The 18,319-nt window shown below is 72.8% G+C and carries 14 protein-coding genes; all 14 read left to right on the top strand.

The genetic code is table 11. The features are described 5' to 3' along the window. The first annotated feature begins 143 nt into the window (after nt 1–143). The 14 genes from AB0I29_RS15185 to typA all read left to right on the top strand — a co-directional run bounded on the left by AB0I29_RS15185 (nt 144) and on the right by typA (nt 18,262). On the top strand, nt 144–563 hold the full coding sequence (locus AB0I29_RS15185; protein ID WP_357482682.1) for a MarR family transcriptional regulator: 420 nt from the start codon (nt 144–146) through the stop codon (nt 561–563). Nucleotides 564–673: 110 nt separating this feature from the next. Then, nucleotides 674–1,159, top strand: a complete 486-nt coding sequence (locus AB0I29_RS15180; protein WP_285108407.1) for a hypothetical protein — start codon at nt 674–676, stop codon at nt 1,157–1,159. Beyond that, nucleotides 1,156–1,419: a hypothetical protein gene (locus tag AB0I29_RS15175; RefSeq protein ID WP_285108408.1), complete on the top strand. Its 264-nt coding sequence runs from the start codon at nt 1,156–1,158 to the stop codon at nt 1,417–1,419. Before AB0I29_RS15180 ends, AB0I29_RS15175 begins: the two co-directional genes overlap by 4 nt. After that, nucleotides 1,416–1,757 carry a rhodanese-like domain-containing protein gene (locus AB0I29_RS15170; RefSeq protein WP_357482678.1) on the top strand — a complete coding sequence of 114 codons (342 nt, stop codon included), beginning with the start codon at nt 1,416–1,418 and terminating at the stop codon, nt 1,755–1,757. The genes AB0I29_RS15175 and AB0I29_RS15170 overlap by 4 nt, the downstream gene beginning before the upstream one ends. A 76-nt stretch (nt 1,758–1,833) precedes the next feature. Continuing rightward, nucleotides 1,834–5,082, top strand: coding sequence for an FtsX-like permease family protein (locus tag AB0I29_RS15165; RefSeq protein WP_357482675.1), 3,249 nt, complete (start codon nt 1,834–1,836; stop codon nt 5,080–5,082). Next, the gene (locus AB0I29_RS15160; RefSeq protein WP_357482672.1) at nt 5,082–7,928 is read left to right on the top strand and encodes an FtsX-like permease family protein; all 2,847 of its coding nucleotides are present in this window, start codon (nt 5,082–5,084) and stop codon (nt 7,926–7,928) included. The genes AB0I29_RS15165 and AB0I29_RS15160 overlap by 1 nt, the downstream gene beginning before the upstream one ends. A 15-nt stretch (nt 7,929–7,943) precedes the next feature. Further along, on the top strand, nt 7,944–8,960 hold the full coding sequence (locus AB0I29_RS15155; protein ID WP_357482669.1) for an ABC transporter ATP-binding protein: 1,017 nt from the start codon (nt 7,944–7,946) through the stop codon (nt 8,958–8,960). Further along, on the top strand, nt 8,957–9,658 hold the full coding sequence (locus AB0I29_RS15150; protein ID WP_357482666.1) for an ABC transporter ATP-binding protein: 702 nt from the start codon (nt 8,957–8,959) through the stop codon (nt 9,656–9,658). Before AB0I29_RS15155 ends, AB0I29_RS15150 begins: the two co-directional genes overlap by 4 nt. A 97-nt stretch (nt 9,659–9,755) precedes the next feature. Continuing rightward, nucleotides 9,756–10,259 (top strand): hypothetical protein, encoded by a 504-nt coding sequence (locus AB0I29_RS15145; protein ID WP_285108417.1) that lies wholly within the window; start codon nt 9,756–9,758, stop codon nt 10,257–10,259. A 391-nt stretch (nt 10,260–10,650) separates the two neighbouring features. Next, a complete protein-coding gene (locus tag AB0I29_RS15140; RefSeq protein WP_285108419.1) occupies nt 10,651–12,342 on the top strand; it encodes an ABC transporter substrate-binding protein in 1,692 nt (563 codons plus the stop codon). A gap of 153 nt (nt 12,343–12,495) precedes the next feature. Then, nucleotides 12,496–13,422 carry an ABC transporter permease gene (locus tag AB0I29_RS15135; RefSeq protein WP_285108421.1) on the top strand — a complete coding sequence of 309 codons (927 nt, stop codon included), beginning with the start codon at nt 12,496–12,498 and terminating at the stop codon, nt 13,420–13,422. After that, entirely contained in the window at nt 13,415–14,374 is a 960-nt protein-coding gene (locus AB0I29_RS15130) for an ABC transporter permease (RefSeq protein ID WP_285108422.1), read from the top strand. Before AB0I29_RS15135 ends, AB0I29_RS15130 begins: the two co-directional genes overlap by 8 nt. Continuing rightward, nucleotides 14,371–16,116, top strand: a complete 1,746-nt coding sequence (locus AB0I29_RS15125; RefSeq protein ID WP_285108423.1) for an ABC transporter ATP-binding protein — start codon at nt 14,371–14,373, stop codon at nt 16,114–16,116. The genes AB0I29_RS15130 and AB0I29_RS15125 overlap by 4 nt, the downstream gene beginning before the upstream one ends. Before the next feature lie 208 nt (nt 16,117–16,324). Further along, complete coding sequence (gene typA, locus AB0I29_RS15120) at nt 16,325–18,262, top strand: translational GTPase TypA (protein ID WP_357483022.1); 1,938 nt, start codon at nt 16,325–16,327, stop codon at nt 18,260–18,262. Nucleotides 18,263–18,319 lie beyond the last annotated feature (57 nt).

The following is an 18,319-nucleotide window of genomic DNA, read 5'->3' as shown; positions in this document are numbered from 1 at the left end:
CGTACGACGACGGCGACGTCGCCGTCCTGATGTCACGAGGCCCCCTGGCCTGGTGGAGCCGTCCGGCCCACCACGGCGAGGGGGTCTGCGTCATGTCCGGGCTGCCGGACGCCGACGGCGGCCGCCCCGGATAGCCTGCTGCCATGCCCGAGAAACCGCCGTTCAGCCCGACGATCGCCCTGCTGACGATCGGCCGGGTCTGGGACGCCGCGTTCGCGGACGCGCTCAAGCCGCTCGGCCTCACGACCCGCAAGTACGGCCTGCTGGGACACATCCGCGCCACGCCGGGGGTCTCGTTCAGCGAGCTGGCCCGCCGCTCGCGCATCACTGTGCAGAGCGCGCACACCGCCGTGGCCGCGTTCGCGGCGGACGGCCTGGTCGAGGACACCACGGCGCGCGCGGGCGCCGCGTCGCGCCTTCGGGTGACCGCGGCCGGCGAGCGGCTGCTGAGCCAGGCGGCGGAGCGGGTCGCCGTACTCGACGCCCGGTTCGCCGAGGAGTACCCCGTGCTCACCGAGGCGCTGCGGCGGCAGATCGAGGAGCACATGGCGCGGAGCCGGTGACGCGGGGCCGGTGACGCGGGGCCGGCGAAACGGAACGGCTGGTCCGTTCCGGGGCCGCGCCAACCTTCAGGTGGTCTGAAGCATGGCCATCCTTCAGTTAGGCTGAAGGTATGGAGAATCTGCTGCTGTCCGCGCACGTGCTCGCGGGCATCCTGTTCGTCGGCCCGGTGGCGGTGACCACCAGCCTGTTCCCGCGTTTCGCGCCGCTGTCGGCCGGCGCGGCCGATCCCGCCGCGGGCCCGGCCGGAGACCCCGCGGAGCCGGATGCCCGGTCCGGGCGCAGTGCCTCGGTGGCGCGGATGCTGCACGGCGTGACCCGGGTCTACGGCGTGCTGGCCCTCGTCGTACCCGTGATCGGCCTCGTGCTCGCGGCCGTCCAGGGACGCCTCGGCGAGATCTGGGTGGTCGTGGCGATGGTGCTCACCGCCGTCGCGGGCGGCCTGCTCGCGCTGCGGATCGCGCCGGGCCAGCGCGCGGCCCTCGACGCGCCGGGCGACGCCGCCCGGCTGCGTGCCCTCACCCTGCTGACCGGTGTGTTCAACCTGCTGTGGGCCGCCGTCGTCGTGCTCATGGTCGTGCGGCCGGGGTCGGTATGAGGCCGCTGCTGCGCACGCTGGAGGTGCTCTCGGTGCTGGAGCTCGTGAGCATCGTGCTCCTGCTCGGCAACCTCGCCACGGTGCACGTCGACGGCGTCGCGTCGGCGCTCGGCCCGGCGCACGGCGCGCTCTATCTCGCGGTGGCGGTCACGGCGCTGCTCGGGGAGGGGCTCCTGCCCCGAACGCGGCTCCTGGCGCTCGTCCCGGTGCTCGGCGGCGTCTTCACCCTGGTCAACGTGCGGCGGGAGGCGCGGCGATGAGCATCCGCCACTACGTCCGGCGGCCGCCGGAGGTGAGCGCCGCCGAGGCGATGCGGCTCGTCGGCGAAGGTGCCCTCGTGGTCGACGTGCGCCGGGAGCGCGAGTGGCGCGACCACCGCGTCCCGGGGGCGCTGCACCTGCCGCTGACCGAGCTGGAGGCGCGGGCCGACGAGCTGCCCGACGACCGGGTGCTGATCGCCTTCTGCACGGGTGGTCTGCTCTCCCGGGGCGCGGCCAACCTGCTGACCGAGCTCGGGTTCGACGCGGTGAGCCTCGCGCGCGGCCTCCTGGGATGGCGCGCCGCGGGCGGAGCGCTGGAGGGCGAGCGCGCCGGCTGAGCGGCGTGACCGGATCGTTGCCCGGGGCGCCCCTAGTTTCGTCGTGCGTGTCACAGGGCCGGGCTACCTTGGCCCCGTGAGTCGAGCCACCCTCCTTGCCCGCCGGTCCACGGCGCACCGTGGGCTGCTCGCGCTCGTCTGGCTGCTGGTGGCCGTGCTGACCGGCGCCCTGGGCGTGACGGTCGGCTGGACGCAGGCCGCGGCGACGGCGGGAGCACGCGACGGGCTGGCCGCGGCCGAGCCCTCGGGGCGGGCGCTGCAGCTCGCCACCCGTCTCGCGGACGGTGCCGAGGCCGACGCCCAGGACGCGCGCGTGCAGGAGGTGCTCGCGGACCTGCTCGACGGCGTGCCGCACCGGGTCACCTACGACGTGCGGACCGAGGCGCAGTACACGACGGACGCCGACGGGCACGACCTCGGCCGCTGGTCGGTGGCGCTCCTGCCGGCGCCCTCGCGGCAGGAGGCCCTGTCGGGCGCGGGGGCGAGCGGCGTCACCCTGGTCGACGGCGCCTGGCCGGCCGCCGCGGACGAGGCGGCGGTCCAGGCCGACGCCGCGGAGGCCGCCGGGCTGGCGGTCGGCGACCGGGTCCGGATCGGCGTCGACCCCGAGGACCCCGCGGGCACCGGTACGGCGGTCACGATCACCGCGACCTGGCGCGTCACCGCGCCCGACGACGCGGGCTGGCTCGGCGACCCGAGCGTGCTCACCGGGTCGGACGGCGCGTACCCCGGTCCCGTCGTGGTGAGCGAGGAGGTGGTCGCCGGGCTGGACACGGACCCGTTCGCGCGCTGGACGGTGGTGCCCGACGGCGCCGCGCTCACCCCCGAGGACCTGCCCGCCCTGGCGGCGCTGACGTCCGAGGTCGACCGCATCCTCGGCGAGGACACGGACGTCGCGCCCCGCGGGCTGACCGTCACCGGGACGCTCGACGTGATCGCGGCCGACCTGGGGGCCGGGCTGCGTGCCGCGGACGGCGTCGCGCTCGTCCCGTTGTGCCTGCTGGCCCTCGTCGGCCTCGTCGCGCTGGTCCAGGTGGCCCGGCTGCTGGCGGCCACCCGGGAGGGGGAGGTCGCGCTCCTGGTCTCCCGCGGTGCCGCGCCCGGCACCGTGACGGCCGCGGCCGCGGTGGAGGGCGCGCTGCTCGCGCTGACCGCGGCGGCGGCGGGCGGGGTCGCCGCCTGGGCGGCCCTGCGCGCGGTCGTCGGCTCCGAGGCGGGCGCGGCGGTCTCCGTCGGGACGCCCCTGGCCGTGGCCCTCGCGGTAGCGGTGGCGGCGACCGCGACGCTCGTCCTGGTGGCGGCGCTGCAGGTGCAGGCAGCGGTGCGGCGCCAGGTGACCGACCGCTCGGGACGCGTACGTCAGGTCGCGGCGCTCGGCACCGTGGTGCTGACCGTGGCCGCCGCCGCGGTCAGCGTGACCCAGCTGCTGCGCTACGGGTCGCCGCTCGTGTCCACGCCCGGCGGCCTGCGCACCGACCCGGCCGCCGCCGCCGCACCCGCGCTCGCGCTGGCGGCGCTCGCCGTGGCGGCCATGGCGGTGCTCGGCCCGGCCACACGGTTGTGGTCGGGGCTGGCCGGACGGTCGCGCGGCGTCGTCGGGCCGCTGGCCGCGCGGCAGGTGGCGCGCCGGATCGTCGTCTACGTGGTGCCCGTGGTCCTGCTCGTGCTCGCGGGCGGGGCCGCGACCCTGGCCGGCGGCTACACGGGTACCGCGGAGCGCCTGCGCGCCGACGTCGACGTGCTCGCCAACGGCGCCGACGTGCGCGTCACGGCACCCGAGAGCGGGCGCCTCGACCCGGCGCCGTTCCTCCCGGGCATGACGGGTCCGGGCGGCACCGCCCGCGCCGCGGCGCCCGTGCTGTCCGGGACGGCCTACTCCGACGGCCTGCCGGTCGCGATGCTGGCGCTGCCCGCCGCCGCCGTGCCGAACGTGGTGCGCGCGCTGGAGGAGGTGCTCGACACCGCGGCGCTGGCCGACGACCTCGCGAACGACGCCTTCGCCGGCGCCCCCACCCTGGTCGGCGACGCCCGCGACATCGGCGTCACCGTGCGCGGCCGGATCCACGAGACCGTCGAGACGGACCTGGTGGGCTGGGCGCCGCGGCACCAGCTCGATCTGTCGTTCGTGCTCGCCGCCACCGACGGGACCCTGGCCACCGTCGACCTCGGGCGGCTCACGGAGGGTGACGGCGGCGACGGCACCCTCGGCGAGCACGAGGTCGCGCAGGAGCTGAGGGGCGAGGTCCCCGCGCCGCCACCGGGCCAGACGTGGCGGATCGCGGCACTGGACGTGGACACCCGACCCGGGTGGTCGATCGCGGAGGTGACGCTCGCCGTCGACGGCATCACGGCGGGCGGGCTGCGCGTCGACCAGCCGGTGTGGACGCCGTCCGCGACCTTCGACGGCCCGACGGGCCTGGAGCTGACCCAGGGGGAGGCCGCGTTCAGCATGGCCCTCGGCGACGGCGTCTCGGGCGCGAACCGGCTGCGTCTCCTGACCACCCCGGACGCCGGCCCCGTCCCGCTCCTGGCCTCGTCCTCGCTGGTCGAGTCGCTCGGCGTCGCCACGGGCGACGTCTTCGAGCTCACCCTCGGCGCGACGCGCCTCCCCGTGGAGGTCGTGGCGTCGTCCGGCACCGTGCCCGGGGCGCTCGAACCGTACGCCGTCCTGGTGGACCGCGCGGCGCTCGCCGCCGTGCTCGTGCGCGACGTGAACGACCCCGCGCTCACGAACGAGGTGTGGCTCGCGGCCGGGCCGCCCGGCGCCGCCGCGCCGGCAGGGACCGTGGCTTCTCTCGCCCAGCAGGCGACGGACGCCGCGGAGGCCGCCGGCCGCAGCAGCCGGGAACGGCCGACCGTGACGACACCGGGCTACGGCTCCACCGACACGTCGGTGCCGGTGCGCGTCTCGTTCTGGCTCGCCGCGGCCGGGGCGGCCGTGCTCGCGCTGGCGGGCGTGCTGGCCGTCGCGGTGGCCACCCTCCGGGAACGGCGCGGCGAGGTCATCGTCCTGCGCGCCGTGGGGCTCGGCCCGGCGGCACAGGGCCGGACGCGGGCCGCGGAGCTCGTCACCGTCGGGATCGTGGCGCTCGCCGTCGGCGCGGTCGCCGGCTGGGCCGTGGCCCGGCTGGTCGCGGGCGGCCTGGCCGCCGCGACCCTGACCGGGATCGACGCGGCGCCGCCCGCGCGGTTCCTCCTCGCGACCGGGGGCACCGGCCTGGTGCTCGCCGCCACCGTGGCCGGGCTGGTCCTGGTCGCGGTCGGTGTGGGCGGGCGCGTCACCGCGCAGGCCCGCGACACCACCTACCGCGAGGAGGTCCGCTGATGGGCGCACTGTCCGGGCTCGGCCTGCTCGCGCGGCGACAGCTGCGCACCTCCTGGGGTGCGACGGCCGCGCTGGGCGTGGTCGCGTTCCTCGCTGCCGGGGTGCTGTCGACGGCGCCGCGCGCCGTCGCGACCATGCACGCGGACCAGGTCGTCTACGAGACCGCGACGGCCTCGGGCCCGGCCCGGGACGTGATCTCGGTGGCGGGCTCGATCCCCGGCCAGGCGCCGACGGGAGGCTTCTACGACCCGGGCAGCATCGGGAGCGGCGTGCCGGAGGAGCCGGACTGGACGCCGTTCGTCGAGAACCTGGACGCCGTGCGCGCCGAGACCCCCGACCCGCTGCGCTCGGTGATGGGCGCTCCGCTCTTCCACGTGACCTCGACCGAACCCGCGTACACCGCCCCGGAACGCAGCTCCGACCTGGCCGAGGCCAAGGTCTTCCTCCGTACGGCCCCGGACCTGGCCGAGCACGCCGAACTGGTCGAGGGGCGCTGGCCCACCGCGACCGCGGGGCCCGTGTTCGTGGGGGACGAGCAGTCGATCAGCCAGCCCACGGAGCGGGCGCCGGCGTTCGAGGTCGCCGTGTCGCGCGCCGTCGCCGAGACCTACGGGTGGGAGCTCGGCGGCCGGTACGACAACCTGTCCGGCTCCGGCGTGATCGCCCTGGCCGGCCGGTACCCGTCCCTCGTCGTGACCGGGATCTTCGAGACCGGCGACCCCGACGCCGACTACTGGCTGCACCACGCCCTGGGGGCCAGGGCCTCGGTGATCGCCGACCCGAACCGCGGCCTGCTCGGCACCGCGACCGCGTACGTGGACCCGGCCATGATCACGCCGCTGACCCTGGGCGTGGCCGAGACCCGAGTCTGGTACCCGGTGAGCACCGACGGCCTGACCGCCGCCGACGTGCCCGTGCTGCTGGCCCAGATGAACGGCCAGTCGGCGAGGACGTTCCTCGTCCCGGCCGGCCCCGACGACCCCACGCCGCTCCAGCTGCGGCCCACCAGCCGGCTCACCGAGATCCTGGAGAGCCTGCTCGCGCAGCGCACCGGGGTCGACGCGATCGTCGCCGTCCTCGCCGTCGGTCCGCTCGGCGCCACCGTCGCCGTGCTGGCGCTGGGGGCGCGGCTCGTCGTCGACCGGCGGCGGTCCGCGCTCGCCCTGCTGCGCGCGCGTGGCGCGTCCGGCACCCAGGTGCGCCTGCTCATGGGTGGCGAGGGACTCGCCGTCGGGCTCGGCTCGGCGGCCGCCGGGTTCGCGGCGGGTCTCGTGCTCTCGGCCGCCGTCGGCGTCGACGCCCCCGTCACCGTCGCCCAGGTCCTGCTCGCGGTGGCCGCGGGCCTCGCCCCGGCGGTGGCTCTCGCGCTCGCCACGTCTCCCGCCGGCCTGCGTCCCACGCGGGCCGACCTCGCGCCGCGCTCGCGCAGCCGGGTGCGCTGGGTGCTGGAGGTGCTCGTCGTCGCGGGCGCCGCGCTCGCCGCCTGGCTGCTGCTCTCGCGCGGGGTCGTGGCCGGCTCGGGCTCGGGCGCCGGGGCCGGCGTCGACCCGCTCGTCGCCGCGGCGCCCCTGCTGGTCTCCCTGGCGCTCACGCTGCTCGCCGTCCGTGCCTATCCCTGGCTCGCGCTCGCGGCCGAACGGGCGCTCGCACCGCGGCGCGACCTGGTCCCGTTCCTCGGCGCCGCGCGCGCCACGCGCGACCCGGCCGGCGGCCCCGTCCCGGCGGTCGCGCTCGTGCTCGCGGTGGCCGTCGCGGCGACCTCGGCGGTGCTGTACTCCACGGTCTCCGGCGGCGTGGTCCGCGAGGCCTGGCGCGCGACCGGCGCTGACCTGCGTGTTTCCGGGCCGGTCGTCGACGAGCCGGTGGCGGAGCAGCTCGCCGCGTTCGACGGCGTCGCCGCCGTGTCGCCGGTGGGCGACGTCGGCGACGGCCTGCTCCAGGGCGCGGGTTCCTCGCCCCGGGTCGAGGTGTGGACGGTGGACGCGGCGGAGCTGGTGGTGGCGCAGCAGGACGTCGAGGGCGCCCCCGAGACGCTGGACGGGCTGGCCGGGACGGACGGTGCGGACGGCGACGGGGCGCTGCCCGTGCTCCTCACCCCCGGCGCGGCGGGCCCCGGCGTCGGACCGGGCACCACCGGGGTCACCCTCACGACGCAGGAGGGGAACGTGCCCGTCCGGATCGTCGACGTGGTCGACGAGCTGCCGGGCCTGCCGGCGGGCCGCTCGCTCGTGCTGGCGGACGCCGACCGCCTCGCCGAGGCCACGGGCGACGTCAGCTACGCGCGCCTCGCGCTCGTGGGCCTGACCGACGACGCCGACCGCGCCGCCGTGACGGCCGAGATCTCGCGGCTGCTGCCGTCGTCGGTCGTGGAGGACCCGGACCAGGAGGCCGACGCCGTCCTCGCGGCGCCCGTCTCCGGCGGGCTGGCCATCGCGTTCGTGCTGGCCGTGCTCCTCGCGGGGCTGCTCTGCGCGGGGGCCGTGGTGATGACGCTGATGCTCGCCGCCCCCGCGCGGGCCCGGCTGCTGGCCGTGCTGCAGACCCTCGGCCTCTCGCCCCGGCTCGGCCGCGGGCTGGTCGGCTGGGAGATCGGACCCTGGGCGGTGGTAGCGCTCGTGGTGGGCGCCGTGCTCGGCGTGGTGGTGCCGGAGCTGGTGCTGGCCGCCGTGGACGTCACCGCGCTGACCGGCGGCCCCACCCAGCCCGACGCGAGGTACGACCCGCTGCTGCTGGGCGCGGCCGCCGCCGGGTTCGTCGTGGTGGTGCTGGCCGCGGTCGGTGTGGCGGCGGCGCTGAGCCGCCGCGGCGAGGTGGCCGCCCAGCTCCGGATGGGGAGCAACGACTGACATGAGGGAGATCCGATGAGCACGACCATCGAGCTGACGGACGGCGGCGCGCCGCCCGCGGCCGGCCCGGGGGGCGGCGGGGAGATCCGCTGCGCCGACCTGGTGCGCATCTTCGCCACCGACGGCGTGGAGGTGCAGGCGCTGCAGGGCCTCACGCTGACGGTCGAGCCGGGGGAGATCGTCGCCGTCGTGGGCGCGTCCGGGTCGGGCAAGTCCACGCTGCTGACCATCCTGTCGGGCCTGGACACGCCGACCGGCGGGTCCGCGGTGGTGGCGGGCACCGACCTGCTGACGATGAGCCACGCCGAGCGCGTGCGGTACCAGCGCGCCACGGTCGGCTTCGTGTGGCAGCAGACGTCGCGCAACCTGCTGCCCTACCTCACGGCGAGCGAGAACGTGCGCCTCCCGCTCGAGCTGGCCGGCGCGCTCCCGCGGCGGGAGCGCGCGCGTCGCGTCGAGGACCTGCTCGACCTGCTGGAGGTCGGCCACGTGGCCGGGCGGCGGCCCGGCGAGATGTCCGGCGGCGAGCAGCAGCGCACCGCCATCGCGGTGGCCGTGGCGAACAACCCGCGTGTGCTGCTGGCCGACGAGCCCACGGGCGAGCTCGACGAGACCACCTCGGTCGAGGTGCTGGAGGCGCTGCGGGGCGTGAACCGGGAGACGGGGGTGACGACGCTGATCGTGACGCACGACCCGACCGTGTCCGAGCACGTCGCCCGCACCGTCCAGATCCGCGACGGCCGCACGTCGACGGAGACGCTGCGGCGTACGGAGGTCGACGAGCACGGCGCCGAGCGGCACGTCGCGGAGGAGTTCGCCGTGGTCGACCGGGTCGGCCGGCTGCAGCTGCCGCAGGACTTCGTGCACGCGCTCGACCTGCGCGACCGCGTGCGGCTGGCGCTGGAACCGGACCACGTGGGCGTGTGGCCGGCGGCGCCCGGCCAGGCCGCGGAGCCGGGTGGGCCCGGCTCGCCGGCCGACCACGACCCGCTGGCCGAACCCGCCCAGGCCCCCACCGAGGAGGACCGATGACCACCACGACCCCGGCCCGCACCGTGCTGCGCGCCCAGGGCCTCACCCGGGTGTTCGGCACCGGCGCGGGCGAGGTGCACGCGCTGTCGGACGCGACCCTGGAGGTGGCGGCGGGCGAGCTGCTCGTGGTGCGCGGCCCGTCCGGTTCGGGCAAGACGACGCTGCTGAACCTGCTCGGCGGGCTGGACCGGCCGACGTCGGGCAGCGTGTGGCTCGGCGACGCCGAGCTGACCGCGCTGGGGGAGAAGGCCGTGCTCGCGGCCCGGCGCGACCGGATCGGCTACGTGTTCCAGTCGTTCGGCCTGGTGCCCGTGCTGTCCGCGGCCGAGAACGTCGAGGTCCCGCTGCGCCTGCGGCGCACCCCGCAGGGCGAGCGTTCGCGACGGGTGGCGGAGGCGCTGGACGCCGTCGGCCTGACCGGGCACGCGAAGCAGCGGCCGTACGAGCTCTCGGGCGGGCAGCAGCAGCGCGTGGGCATCGCCCGCGCGCTCGTGGCCGACCCGGAGGTGCTGCTCGCGGACGAGCCCACCGGGCAGCTCGACTCGGGCACGGCGGCCGTGGTGATGGACCTGCTGGCCCGGGTGGTGCACGAGCGCGGCGTGGCCGCCGTCGTCTCCACCCACGACCCCGAGCTGATGGCGCGCGCGGACCGCGTGGTGGAGCTGCGTGACGGACAGGTCGCCGCCCAGGCGTCCTAGCGGCCACGTCCGGTCCTCGCCTGGCGGACCAGGTTTCACCCCCTGACACTTGTCGTGCGGTTGCTGGATCCTTTCCACCCACGCAAGGAGAAACGCCATGGCAAGCACTCCTACCGCCCGGCCGAACATGCGACGACACCTGCGAGTGTTCCTGGCGGCAGCCCTCGCGGTGCTCGCCTTCATGGGGGCGGCCCAGCCCGCGTCGGCGGCCTTGGTCGTCCTCAAGAAGGTGGGCAGCCACACGTCGATCTGGACCACCACGAGCTACGTCACGGCCACCGACTACAAGGTGACGGTCTCGGTCATCCCGACCTTCACCCAGCACACGAGGCGCTCGGTGAAGCTGACCACCTTCAAGATCTGCTTCTCGACGACCTACGACCGCGGGCACGCCGGGGCGGCGATCTCCCCGATGATCACCGACAACGGCACGGGCTGGGCCAAGGACTGGCGCTTCCGCTCGTTCCGCAGCGGCGACTGCAGCACCTACACCGTGAACCGCGTGTTCAACAACAACCGCACGGACCACATGTTCCGGATCGAACCGAGGATCAGTCACCCGATCGTGGGCGGCAGCACCACGGCCGGCTACGAGCGCTGACAGACCGAGGCGGTCCTCGGTCGTCTCGCGGACGGCCGAGCACCGCTTCGTCCCGCGTCGGGCCGGTTCGTCCCGTGCCGGCCGCGCGGAGCGCCTCGGGCGCAAGGCCTGGTCGGAGAGGTCATCGCCTCGGGCAACGGGTGAATTTCCTGCTCCGAGCCCTCACGGCACCCGTGTTACGGCCGTGAGAACCACCTGGTCAGAACTGTTACTCGGTGTTACCCGTGTATACCGAGATGGTCACAACTCGGTGGAGTTTCTCGGGTGGTGGTCATCGGCACGTCCAGGGAGCGGTTACGTTATTCCGTGATACCACGGGGCGCAACGAAGCGTCCGCATCGCTCCGGACGGCATCCGCCGTGCCGGGGTGTACTGCTACCCAGGAGGACACGTGACACCTCGTAAGCGACTTGTGGGGCTGGGCGCGTTCGCGCTCGCCTCGTCGCTCGTGCTGACCGCTTGTGGCGGTGGCAACAGCGGCGACGAAGCGACCGGCGACGGCGCCAGCACCGGGATCGTGACGATCAGCAACGGCGAGCCCCAGAACCCGCTCGTCGGGTCGATGACCAACGAGACCGAGGGTGGACTCGTCGTCCAGCAGCTCTACTCGGGCCTCGTCTACTACGACGCCGAGGGCGTCGTGCACAACGAGATCGCCGAGTCGATCGAGTCGGACGACAACCAGACCTGGAACATCACCATCCAGGACGGCTGGGAGTGGTCCGACGGCACGCCGGTCACGGCGGCCAACTTCGTGGACGCGTGGAACTGGGCGGCCTACGGCCCCAACGGCGCCAAGGGCGCCGGGTTCTTCGACCCCATCGAGGGCTTCGCCGAGACGCAGGGCGTTCCTGAGTTCGACGAGGAGGGCAACGTCTCCGGCATGGCCGAGGAGCCGACCGCGGAGACGCTGTCGGGCCTCGAGGTCGTCAGCGACACCGAGTTCACGGTCACGCTGGGCCAGCCGGAGTCCGACTTCCCGATCCGCCTGGGCTACTCGGCGTACTTCCCGCTGCCCGACGCGTACTACGACGACACCGCGGCGTTCGGCGAGAAGCCGGTCACCAACGGTCCGTACGTGCTGGAGAGCTGGGAGCACGAGTCCGAGATCAAGCTGGTCCCGAACGAGGCCTACAACGGCCCGCGCAAGGCCCAGAACGGTGGCCTCGACTTCATCGTCTACACCGACGAGAACACCTCGTACGCCGACCTGCAGGGCGGGAACCTCGACATCCTCGAGAACGTCCCGACCTCGGCGATGAGCACCTTCGAGGAGGACCTGGGTGACGGCGCCATCAGCGAGCCGTCGGCCAGCTTCGCGGCCCTGACCGTGCCCGAGTGGCTCCCCGAGTTCCAGGGCGACGCCGGCCTCAAGCGCCGTCAGGCCCTCTCCATGGCGATCAACCGTGAGCAGATCACGGAGACGATCTTCGCGGGCACCCGCATCCCGGCCACCGACTTCACGTCGCCGGTCATCAACGGCTGGACCGGTGAGATCCCGGGCAACGAGGTCACCACGTACAACGCGGAAGAGGCCAAGAAGCTCTGGGACGAGGCCAACGAGGAAGACCCGCTGCCGGACGACTACGTCCTGACGATCAGCACCAACACGGACTCCGACCACCAGGCGTGGGTCGAGGCCGTGTGCAACGGGTACATCAACGACCTCGACATCAACTGCGAGATGACCGGTTACCCGACGTTCGACGAGGTCCTCAACGAGCGTGACAAGGGCCCGGACGGCAAGGTCGACGGTCTGTTCCGTGCCGGCTGGTCGGCTGACTACCCGTCGCTGCAGAACTACCTCGGCCCGCTCTACAGCAAGGCGGCGCTGGCCGGCTCGAACGACGGCCGGTACGAGAGCGACGAGTTCGACGCGGCGCTCAAGACGGCTGCGGCCGCCACCTCGCTGGACGAGGCCAACGAGCTCTACAACAAGGCGCAGGAGATCCTGTTCAAGGACCTCCCGGGTATCCCGCTGTGGTACTACTCCACGACGGCCGGGCACTCCGAGAACGTGGACAACGTGGAGTTCGGCTGGGACAGCATGCCGCTGCTGTACGAGGTCACCAAGTCGGAGTGACTGTGATCACGTCCGGTCCGCCGGCGTGACTCATCACCCCAGGTGACGGGCGGGGCGCGTGAATCACGCGCCCCGCCCTCCACTGTGCGGAGCCACAACACCGGGTGACGTCCGGGAGAATGTTCCGCAGCCATCAACCAAGGAGACCTACGAATGCTCTGGTACATCGGACGCCGGCTGCTGCAGGTGATCCCCGTGTTCCTCGGCGCCACGCTGTTGCTGTACGGGCTGGTGTTCCTGCGCCCCGGCGATCCCGTGGCCGCGCTGGGCGGCGAACGTGGCCTGTCACCAGCTGCCGAGCTCGCCATCCGCGAGGCGTACCACCTGGATCAGCCGTTCCTCATGCAGTACCTCTACTTCCTCAAGGGTGTCTTCACCTTCGACATGGGCGTCACGTTCACCGGCCGCCCGGTCGTCGAGGTGATCGCCCAGGCCTTCCCGGTGACCTTCCAGCTCGCCCTCATGGCGATCGTCATCGAGACCGTCTTCGGCATCGGCTTCGGGCTCTGGGCCGGCGTCCGCAAGGGCAAGCTGTTCGACTCGACCGTGCTGCTCTGGAGCCTCGTGCTCATCTCGGTGCCGACGTTCGTGATCGGCTTCGTGATGCAGGCCGTCGTGGGCGTGCAGCTCGGCTGGCTGCCGATCACCGCCGGCCGTGACCCTGATTTCATCAGCCTGCTGATGCCCGCGATCGTGCTCGCCACGACATCGTTCGCCTACATCCTGCGACTGACACGGACGTCAGTCGTCGAGAACATCACGGCGGACTTCGTGCGGACCGCTCGGGCCAAGGGCCTGCCGCGCGACAAGGTGATGTCGCGCCACGTGCTGCGCAACTCGCTGATCCCCGTGGTCACGTTCATCGGCATCGACCTGGGCAACCTCATGGCCGGCTCGATCGTGACCGAGGGAATCTTCAACATCAACGGCGTCGGCGGAACCCTCTATCAGGCGATCATCCGCGGCGAGAACGTGACGGTGGTGTCGCTGGCCACGGTGCTCGTCATCGTCTACATCTTCGCCAACCTGCTCGTGGACGTCTTCTACGCCGTCCTGGACCCGAGGATCCGTTATGCCTGAGAACCGCTACGAGAAGACTCCCCGCCCGGGGCAAGAGCACTTCGTCGCGCCTCCGGAAGTAGTCAAGGTCGGCGTGATCGACGCCGTCGACACGTCCGAGACGCCGAGCAGCCTCTGGTCCGACGCCTGGCGTGACATGCGTCACCGGGCGTTGTTCTGGGTGTCCGCGGCGCTGATCGTGTTCGTCATCCTCATGGCGGTGTTCCCGGGGCTGTTCACCTCGACCAGCCCCACGGAGTGCCACCTCGAGGACTCGCTGGGCGGGCCCACCGCGGGCCACATCTTCGGGTTCGACAAGCAGGGCTGTGACATCTATGCCCGAGCGGTCTACGGGGCACGCGCGTCGGTCACGGTGGGCATCCTGTCCACGCTGTTCGTCGTCGTGATCGGTACCCTCATCGGCGCGATCGCCGGCTACTTCGGCGGCCTGCTCGACACGCTCCTGTCCCGGTTCACCGACATCTTCTTCGCCGTGCCGTTCGTGCTCGCCGCGATCGTCATCATGAGCCTGCTGGACGACCGGAACGCGGTCGTCGTCGCTGTCGTGCTGGCGGTGTTCGGGTGGACGTCCATCGCCCGGATCACGCGTGGTGCGGTGCTCGGTGTGAAGAACAACGAGTTCGTCACCGCCGCCAAGGCGCTCGGCATGGGCCGGGGCGCGATCCTCGGCAAGCACGTGCTGCCGAACTCAGCCGCGCCGATCATCGTCTACGCGACGGTCGCGCTCGGTACGTTCATCGTCGCGGAGGCCACGCTGAGCTTCCTCGGCATCGGTCTGCCGACGTCGACCGTCTCGTGGGGCGGCGACCTCGCCAAGGCACAGACGTCGATCCGGGTCGCCCCGGAGATCATGATCTACCCGGCGACCGCGCTCGCGCTGACCGTGCTGAGCTTCATCATGATGGGCGACGTCGTACGCGACGCCCTCGACCCGAAGGCGAGGAAGCGATGACCACCACGATCACCCTCACCGACGGGACCACCGAGGACGCCCCGGTGCCCGTCGAGAAGCACGACGACACCACTCCGCTGCTCGAGATCAAGGACCTGCAGATCTCGTTCACCACGGCGACCGGCACGGTCGAGGCCGTCCGCGGCGTGGACCTCACGGTCTACCCGGGGCAGTCCGTGGCGATCGTGGGCGAGTCGGGTTCCGGCAAGTCCACGACGGCGCACGCGATCATCGACCTGCTGCCGGGTACCGGCAAGGTGACCGGCGGGTCCATCTCGTTCGGCGGGCGCGAGCTCGTCGGACTGGGGCGCAAGCAGTTCGAGGACCTGCGCGGCCGGGAGATCGGCCTGGTGCCCCAGGACCCGATGTCCAACCTGAACCCGGTGTGGCGCATCGGCGCACAGATCGACGAGGCGCTGGTGGCCAACGGCTTCCAGGGCGGCAAGGCGGAGCGCACCGCGCGCGTCGCCGAGCTGCTCAGCGAGGCCGGCCTGCCCGACGCCGACCGGCGTGCCCGCCAGTTCCCGCACGAGTTCTCGGGCGGCATGCGGCAGCGCGCGCTCATCGCGATCGGCCTGGCCTCGCGGCCCAAGCTGCTCATCGCGGACGAGCCGACGTCGGCACTCGACGTGACGGTCCAGAAGAAGATCCTGGACCACCTGGAGGGGCTGACCGCGGAGCTCGGCACGGCCGTCCTGTTCATCACGCACGACCTGGGCCTGGCCGCCGAGCGCGCCGAGCACCTCATCGTGATGTACAAGGGCAGGGTCGTGGAGTCCGGCCCGGCGGCGCAGATCCTCAAGGACCCGCAGCACGAGTACACCAAGCGCCTCGTGTCGTCGGCCCCGTCGCTGGCCTCCCGCCGCATCCAGTCCGCGCACGAGCGCGGGCAGGAGGCGGACGACCTGCTCGCGGAGCACGCCGACGAGGCGGAGACGACGGCGCCCGACGTCGTCGTGGCGAAGGACCTGACCAAGGTGTTCCACATCCGTGGTTCCCGGCCGGGTTCGCACACCGACTTCACCGCGGTGGACGGCATCAACTTCACGCTGCCCAAGGGTCACACCCTGGCGCTCGTGGGCGAGTCGGGCTCCGGCAAGTCCACGGCGGCCAACATGGTGCTGGGACTGCTCGACCCGACGTCGGGCACGGTGATGTACGACGGCAAGGACGTCACGAAGATGTCCGCGAAGGAGCAGTTCTCGCTGCGCCGTCGGGTGCAGCCGGTGTTCCAGAACCCGTACGGGTCGCTCGACCCGACCTATTCGATCTACCGGTCGATCGAGGAGCCGCTCGTCCTGCACAAGGTGGGCGACCGCAGGTCCCGGGAGGCGCGGGTGCGCGAGCTGCTCGACATGGTGTCGCTGCCGCAGGCGACGATGCGCCGGTTCCCGAACGAGCTGTCGGGCGGGCAGCGGCAGCGCATCGCGATCGCGCGTGCGCTGGCGCTCAAGCCCGAGGTGCTCGTGCTCGACGAGGCCGTCTCGGCGCTCGACGTGCTGGTCCAGGCGCAGATCCTGACGCTGCTCAACGACCTGCAGGCCGAGCTCGGGCTGTCCTTCCTCTTCATCACGCACGACCTGGCCGTGGTCCGGCAGATCGCCGACCTCGTGGCCGTGATGAAGGACGGCAGGATCGTGGAGCACGCGACCACCGACGAGGTGTTCGACAACCCGCAGCAGGAGTACACGCGGGACCTCCTGGCCGCGATCCCGGGCGCGAGCCTGGAGATCGGCGGCTGACCCTCCGCGGTCCCGTGAACGCGAAGACCCTCAGGCCGCCCCGGCGACCTGAGGGTCTTTCGCGTCGGGGGTGTTCACCGCACAGTGACACGGTCGACACCTGGGGATTTCGATTCGCGGGTAAGATGGGTGGTGCTGCGAGACCGGTCCCCTTCGGGCCAGAGTCCGCGCCCCTGACCTCCCTTCTGGAAATGAGTGCTTCGTGACCGTGCCTGCAACCGCGCCGACCTCGGCCCGTGCGACCCGTTCCGACCTGCGTAACGTCGCGATCGTGGCCCACGTCGACCACGGCAAGACCACGCTCGTGGACGCCATGCTCAGGCAGGCCGGGGCGTTCGAAGCCCGTCAGCACCTCGAGGACCGGGTGATGGACTCCGGCGACCTCGAGCGCGAGAAGGGCATCACGATCCTCGCCAAGAACACCGCGATCCGGTACTCCGGTCCCGCGGCGGCGGCGAACGGTGAGTCCGAGGGCATCACCATCAACGTCATCGACACCCCGGGCCACGCCGACTTCGGTGGTGAGGTCGAGCGCGGCCTGTCGATGGTCGACGGCGTCGTGCTGCTCGTCGACGCGTCCGAGGGCCCGCTGCCCCAGACCCGCTTCGTGCTGCGCAAGGCCCTGGCGGCCAAGCTGCCCGTCATCGTCGTGGTGAACAAGGTGGACCGCCCGGACGCCCGCATCAGCGAGGTCGTCGCGGAGACCACCGACCTGCTGCTCGGCCTCGCCGGCGACCTGTCTGACGAGGTCGAGGACCTCGACCTGGACGCCATCCTCGACGTGCCCGTCGTCTACGCGTCGGCCAAGGCCGGCCGCGCCTCCACCGACCAGCCCGCCGACGGCGGCCTGCCGGACAACGAGGACCTCGAGCCGCTGTTCGCGACCATCCTCGAGAAGATCCCGGCCCCGACCTACGAGGAGGGCGTGCCGCTGCAGGCGCACGTCACCAACCTCGACGCGTCGCCGTTCCTCGGCCGTCTCGCGCTGCTGCGCATCCACAACGGCACCCTGTCCAAGGGCCAGAGCGTCGCGTGGGCCCGCCACGACGGCACCCTGCAGAGCGTGAAGATCACCGAGCTGCTGGAGACCAAGGCGCTCGACCGCGTGCCGACCGACAAGGCCGGCCCCGGCGAGATCGTCGCCGTCGCGGGCATCGCCGACATCATGATCGGCGAGACCCTCACGGACCTCGACGACCCGCGCCCGCTGCCGCTCATCACGGTGGACGACCCCGCGATCTCGATGACCATCGGTATCAACACCTCCCCGCTCGCGGGCAAGGGCGGCAAGGGCCACAAGGTCACCGCCCGCCAGGTCAAGGACCGCCTCGACTCCGAGCTCATCGGTAACGTCTCCCTGAAGGTCCTCCCGACCGAGCGTCCCGACGCCTGGGAGGTGCAGGGCCGCGGTGAGCTGGCGCTGGCCATCCTGGTGGAGCAGATGCGCCGCGAGGGCTTCGAGCTCACGGTCGGCAAGCCGCAGGTCGTCACCAAGACGATCGACGGCAAGGTCAACGAGCCGATGGAGCGCATGACCATCGACGTGCCCGAGGAGTACCTCGGCTCGGTCACGCAGCTCCTCGCGCAGCGCAAGGGCCGCATGGAGACCATGACGAACCACGGCACCGGCTGGGTCCGCATGGAGTTCATGGTCCCGGCGCGCGGCCTCATCGGCTTCCGCACGCAGTTCCTGACCGACACCCGCGGTACGGGTATCGCGGCGTCGATCTCCGAGGGCTACGAGCCCTGGCACGGCCCGATCGAGTCGCGCAACACCGGCTCGCTCGTCGCCGACCGCTCGGGCAAGGTGACGCCGTTCGCCATGATCAACCTGCAGGAGCGCGGCTCCTTCTTCGTGGACCCCACGCAGGAGGTGTACGAGGGCATGATCGTCGGCGAGAACTCGCGCAACGAGGACATGGACGTCAACATCACCAAGGAGAAGAAGCTGACGAACATGCGGTCCTCGACCGCCGACAACTTCGAGAACCTGATCCCGCCGCGCAAGCTCACGCTCGAGGAGTCGCTGGAGTTCGCGCAGGAGGACGAGTGCGTCGAGGTGACCCCCGAGGTCGTCCGCATCCGCAAGGTGCTCCTGAACGCCACCGACCGCGCCCGCGCGACGGCACGCGCCAAGCGCGGCTGACCTCTCCGCGTCGCTGAGTGCTGGATCTTCGCCCATGAACAGCCGTTCCGGGGGCGA

This window comes from Promicromonospora sp. NPDC050262 (assembly GCF_040655935.1).
Taxonomy (GTDB): Bacteria; Actinomycetota; Actinomycetes; order Actinomycetales; family Cellulomonadaceae; genus Promicromonospora.
Note: the sequence above shows the minus strand (reverse complement) of the source record. Positions and strands in the feature narration are given on the sequence as shown.

What these genes read in the sequence shown, in the direction of transcription:
- AB0I29_RS15185 (WP_357482682.1), top strand. Translation starts at nt 144, where the DNA reads ATGCCCGAGAAACCGCCGTTCAGCCCGACGATCGCCCTGCTGACGATC.
- AB0I29_RS15130 (WP_285108422.1), top strand. Translation starts at nt 13,415, where the DNA reads ATGCCTGAGAACCGCTACGAGAAGACTCCCCGCCCGGGGCAAGAGCAC.
- AB0I29_RS15145 (WP_285108417.1), top strand. Translation starts at nt 9,756, where the DNA reads ATGGCAAGCACTCCTACCGCCCGGCCGAACATGCGACGACACCTGCGA.
- AB0I29_RS15155 (WP_357482669.1), top strand. Translation starts at nt 7,944, where the DNA reads ATGAGCACGACCATCGAGCTGACGGACGGCGGCGCGCCGCCCGCGGCC.
- AB0I29_RS15125 (WP_285108423.1), top strand. Translation starts at nt 14,371, where the DNA reads ATGACCACCACGATCACCCTCACCGACGGGACCACCGAGGACGCCCCG.
- AB0I29_RS15175 (WP_285108408.1), top strand. Translation starts at nt 1,156, where the DNA reads ATGAGGCCGCTGCTGCGCACGCTGGAGGTGCTCTCGGTGCTGGAGCTC.
- AB0I29_RS15150 (WP_357482666.1), top strand. Translation starts at nt 8,957, where the DNA reads ATGACCACCACGACCCCGGCCCGCACCGTGCTGCGCGCCCAGGGCCTC.
- AB0I29_RS15135 (WP_285108421.1), top strand. Translation starts at nt 12,496, where the DNA reads ATGCTCTGGTACATCGGACGCCGGCTGCTGCAGGTGATCCCCGTGTTC.
- AB0I29_RS15160 (WP_357482672.1), top strand. Translation starts at nt 5,082, where the DNA reads ATGGGCGCACTGTCCGGGCTCGGCCTGCTCGCGCGGCGACAGCTGCGC.
- AB0I29_RS15170 (WP_357482678.1), top strand. Translation starts at nt 1,416, where the DNA reads ATGAGCATCCGCCACTACGTCCGGCGGCCGCCGGAGGTGAGCGCCGCC.
- AB0I29_RS15180 (WP_285108407.1), top strand. Translation starts at nt 674, where the DNA reads ATGGAGAATCTGCTGCTGTCCGCGCACGTGCTCGCGGGCATCCTGTTC.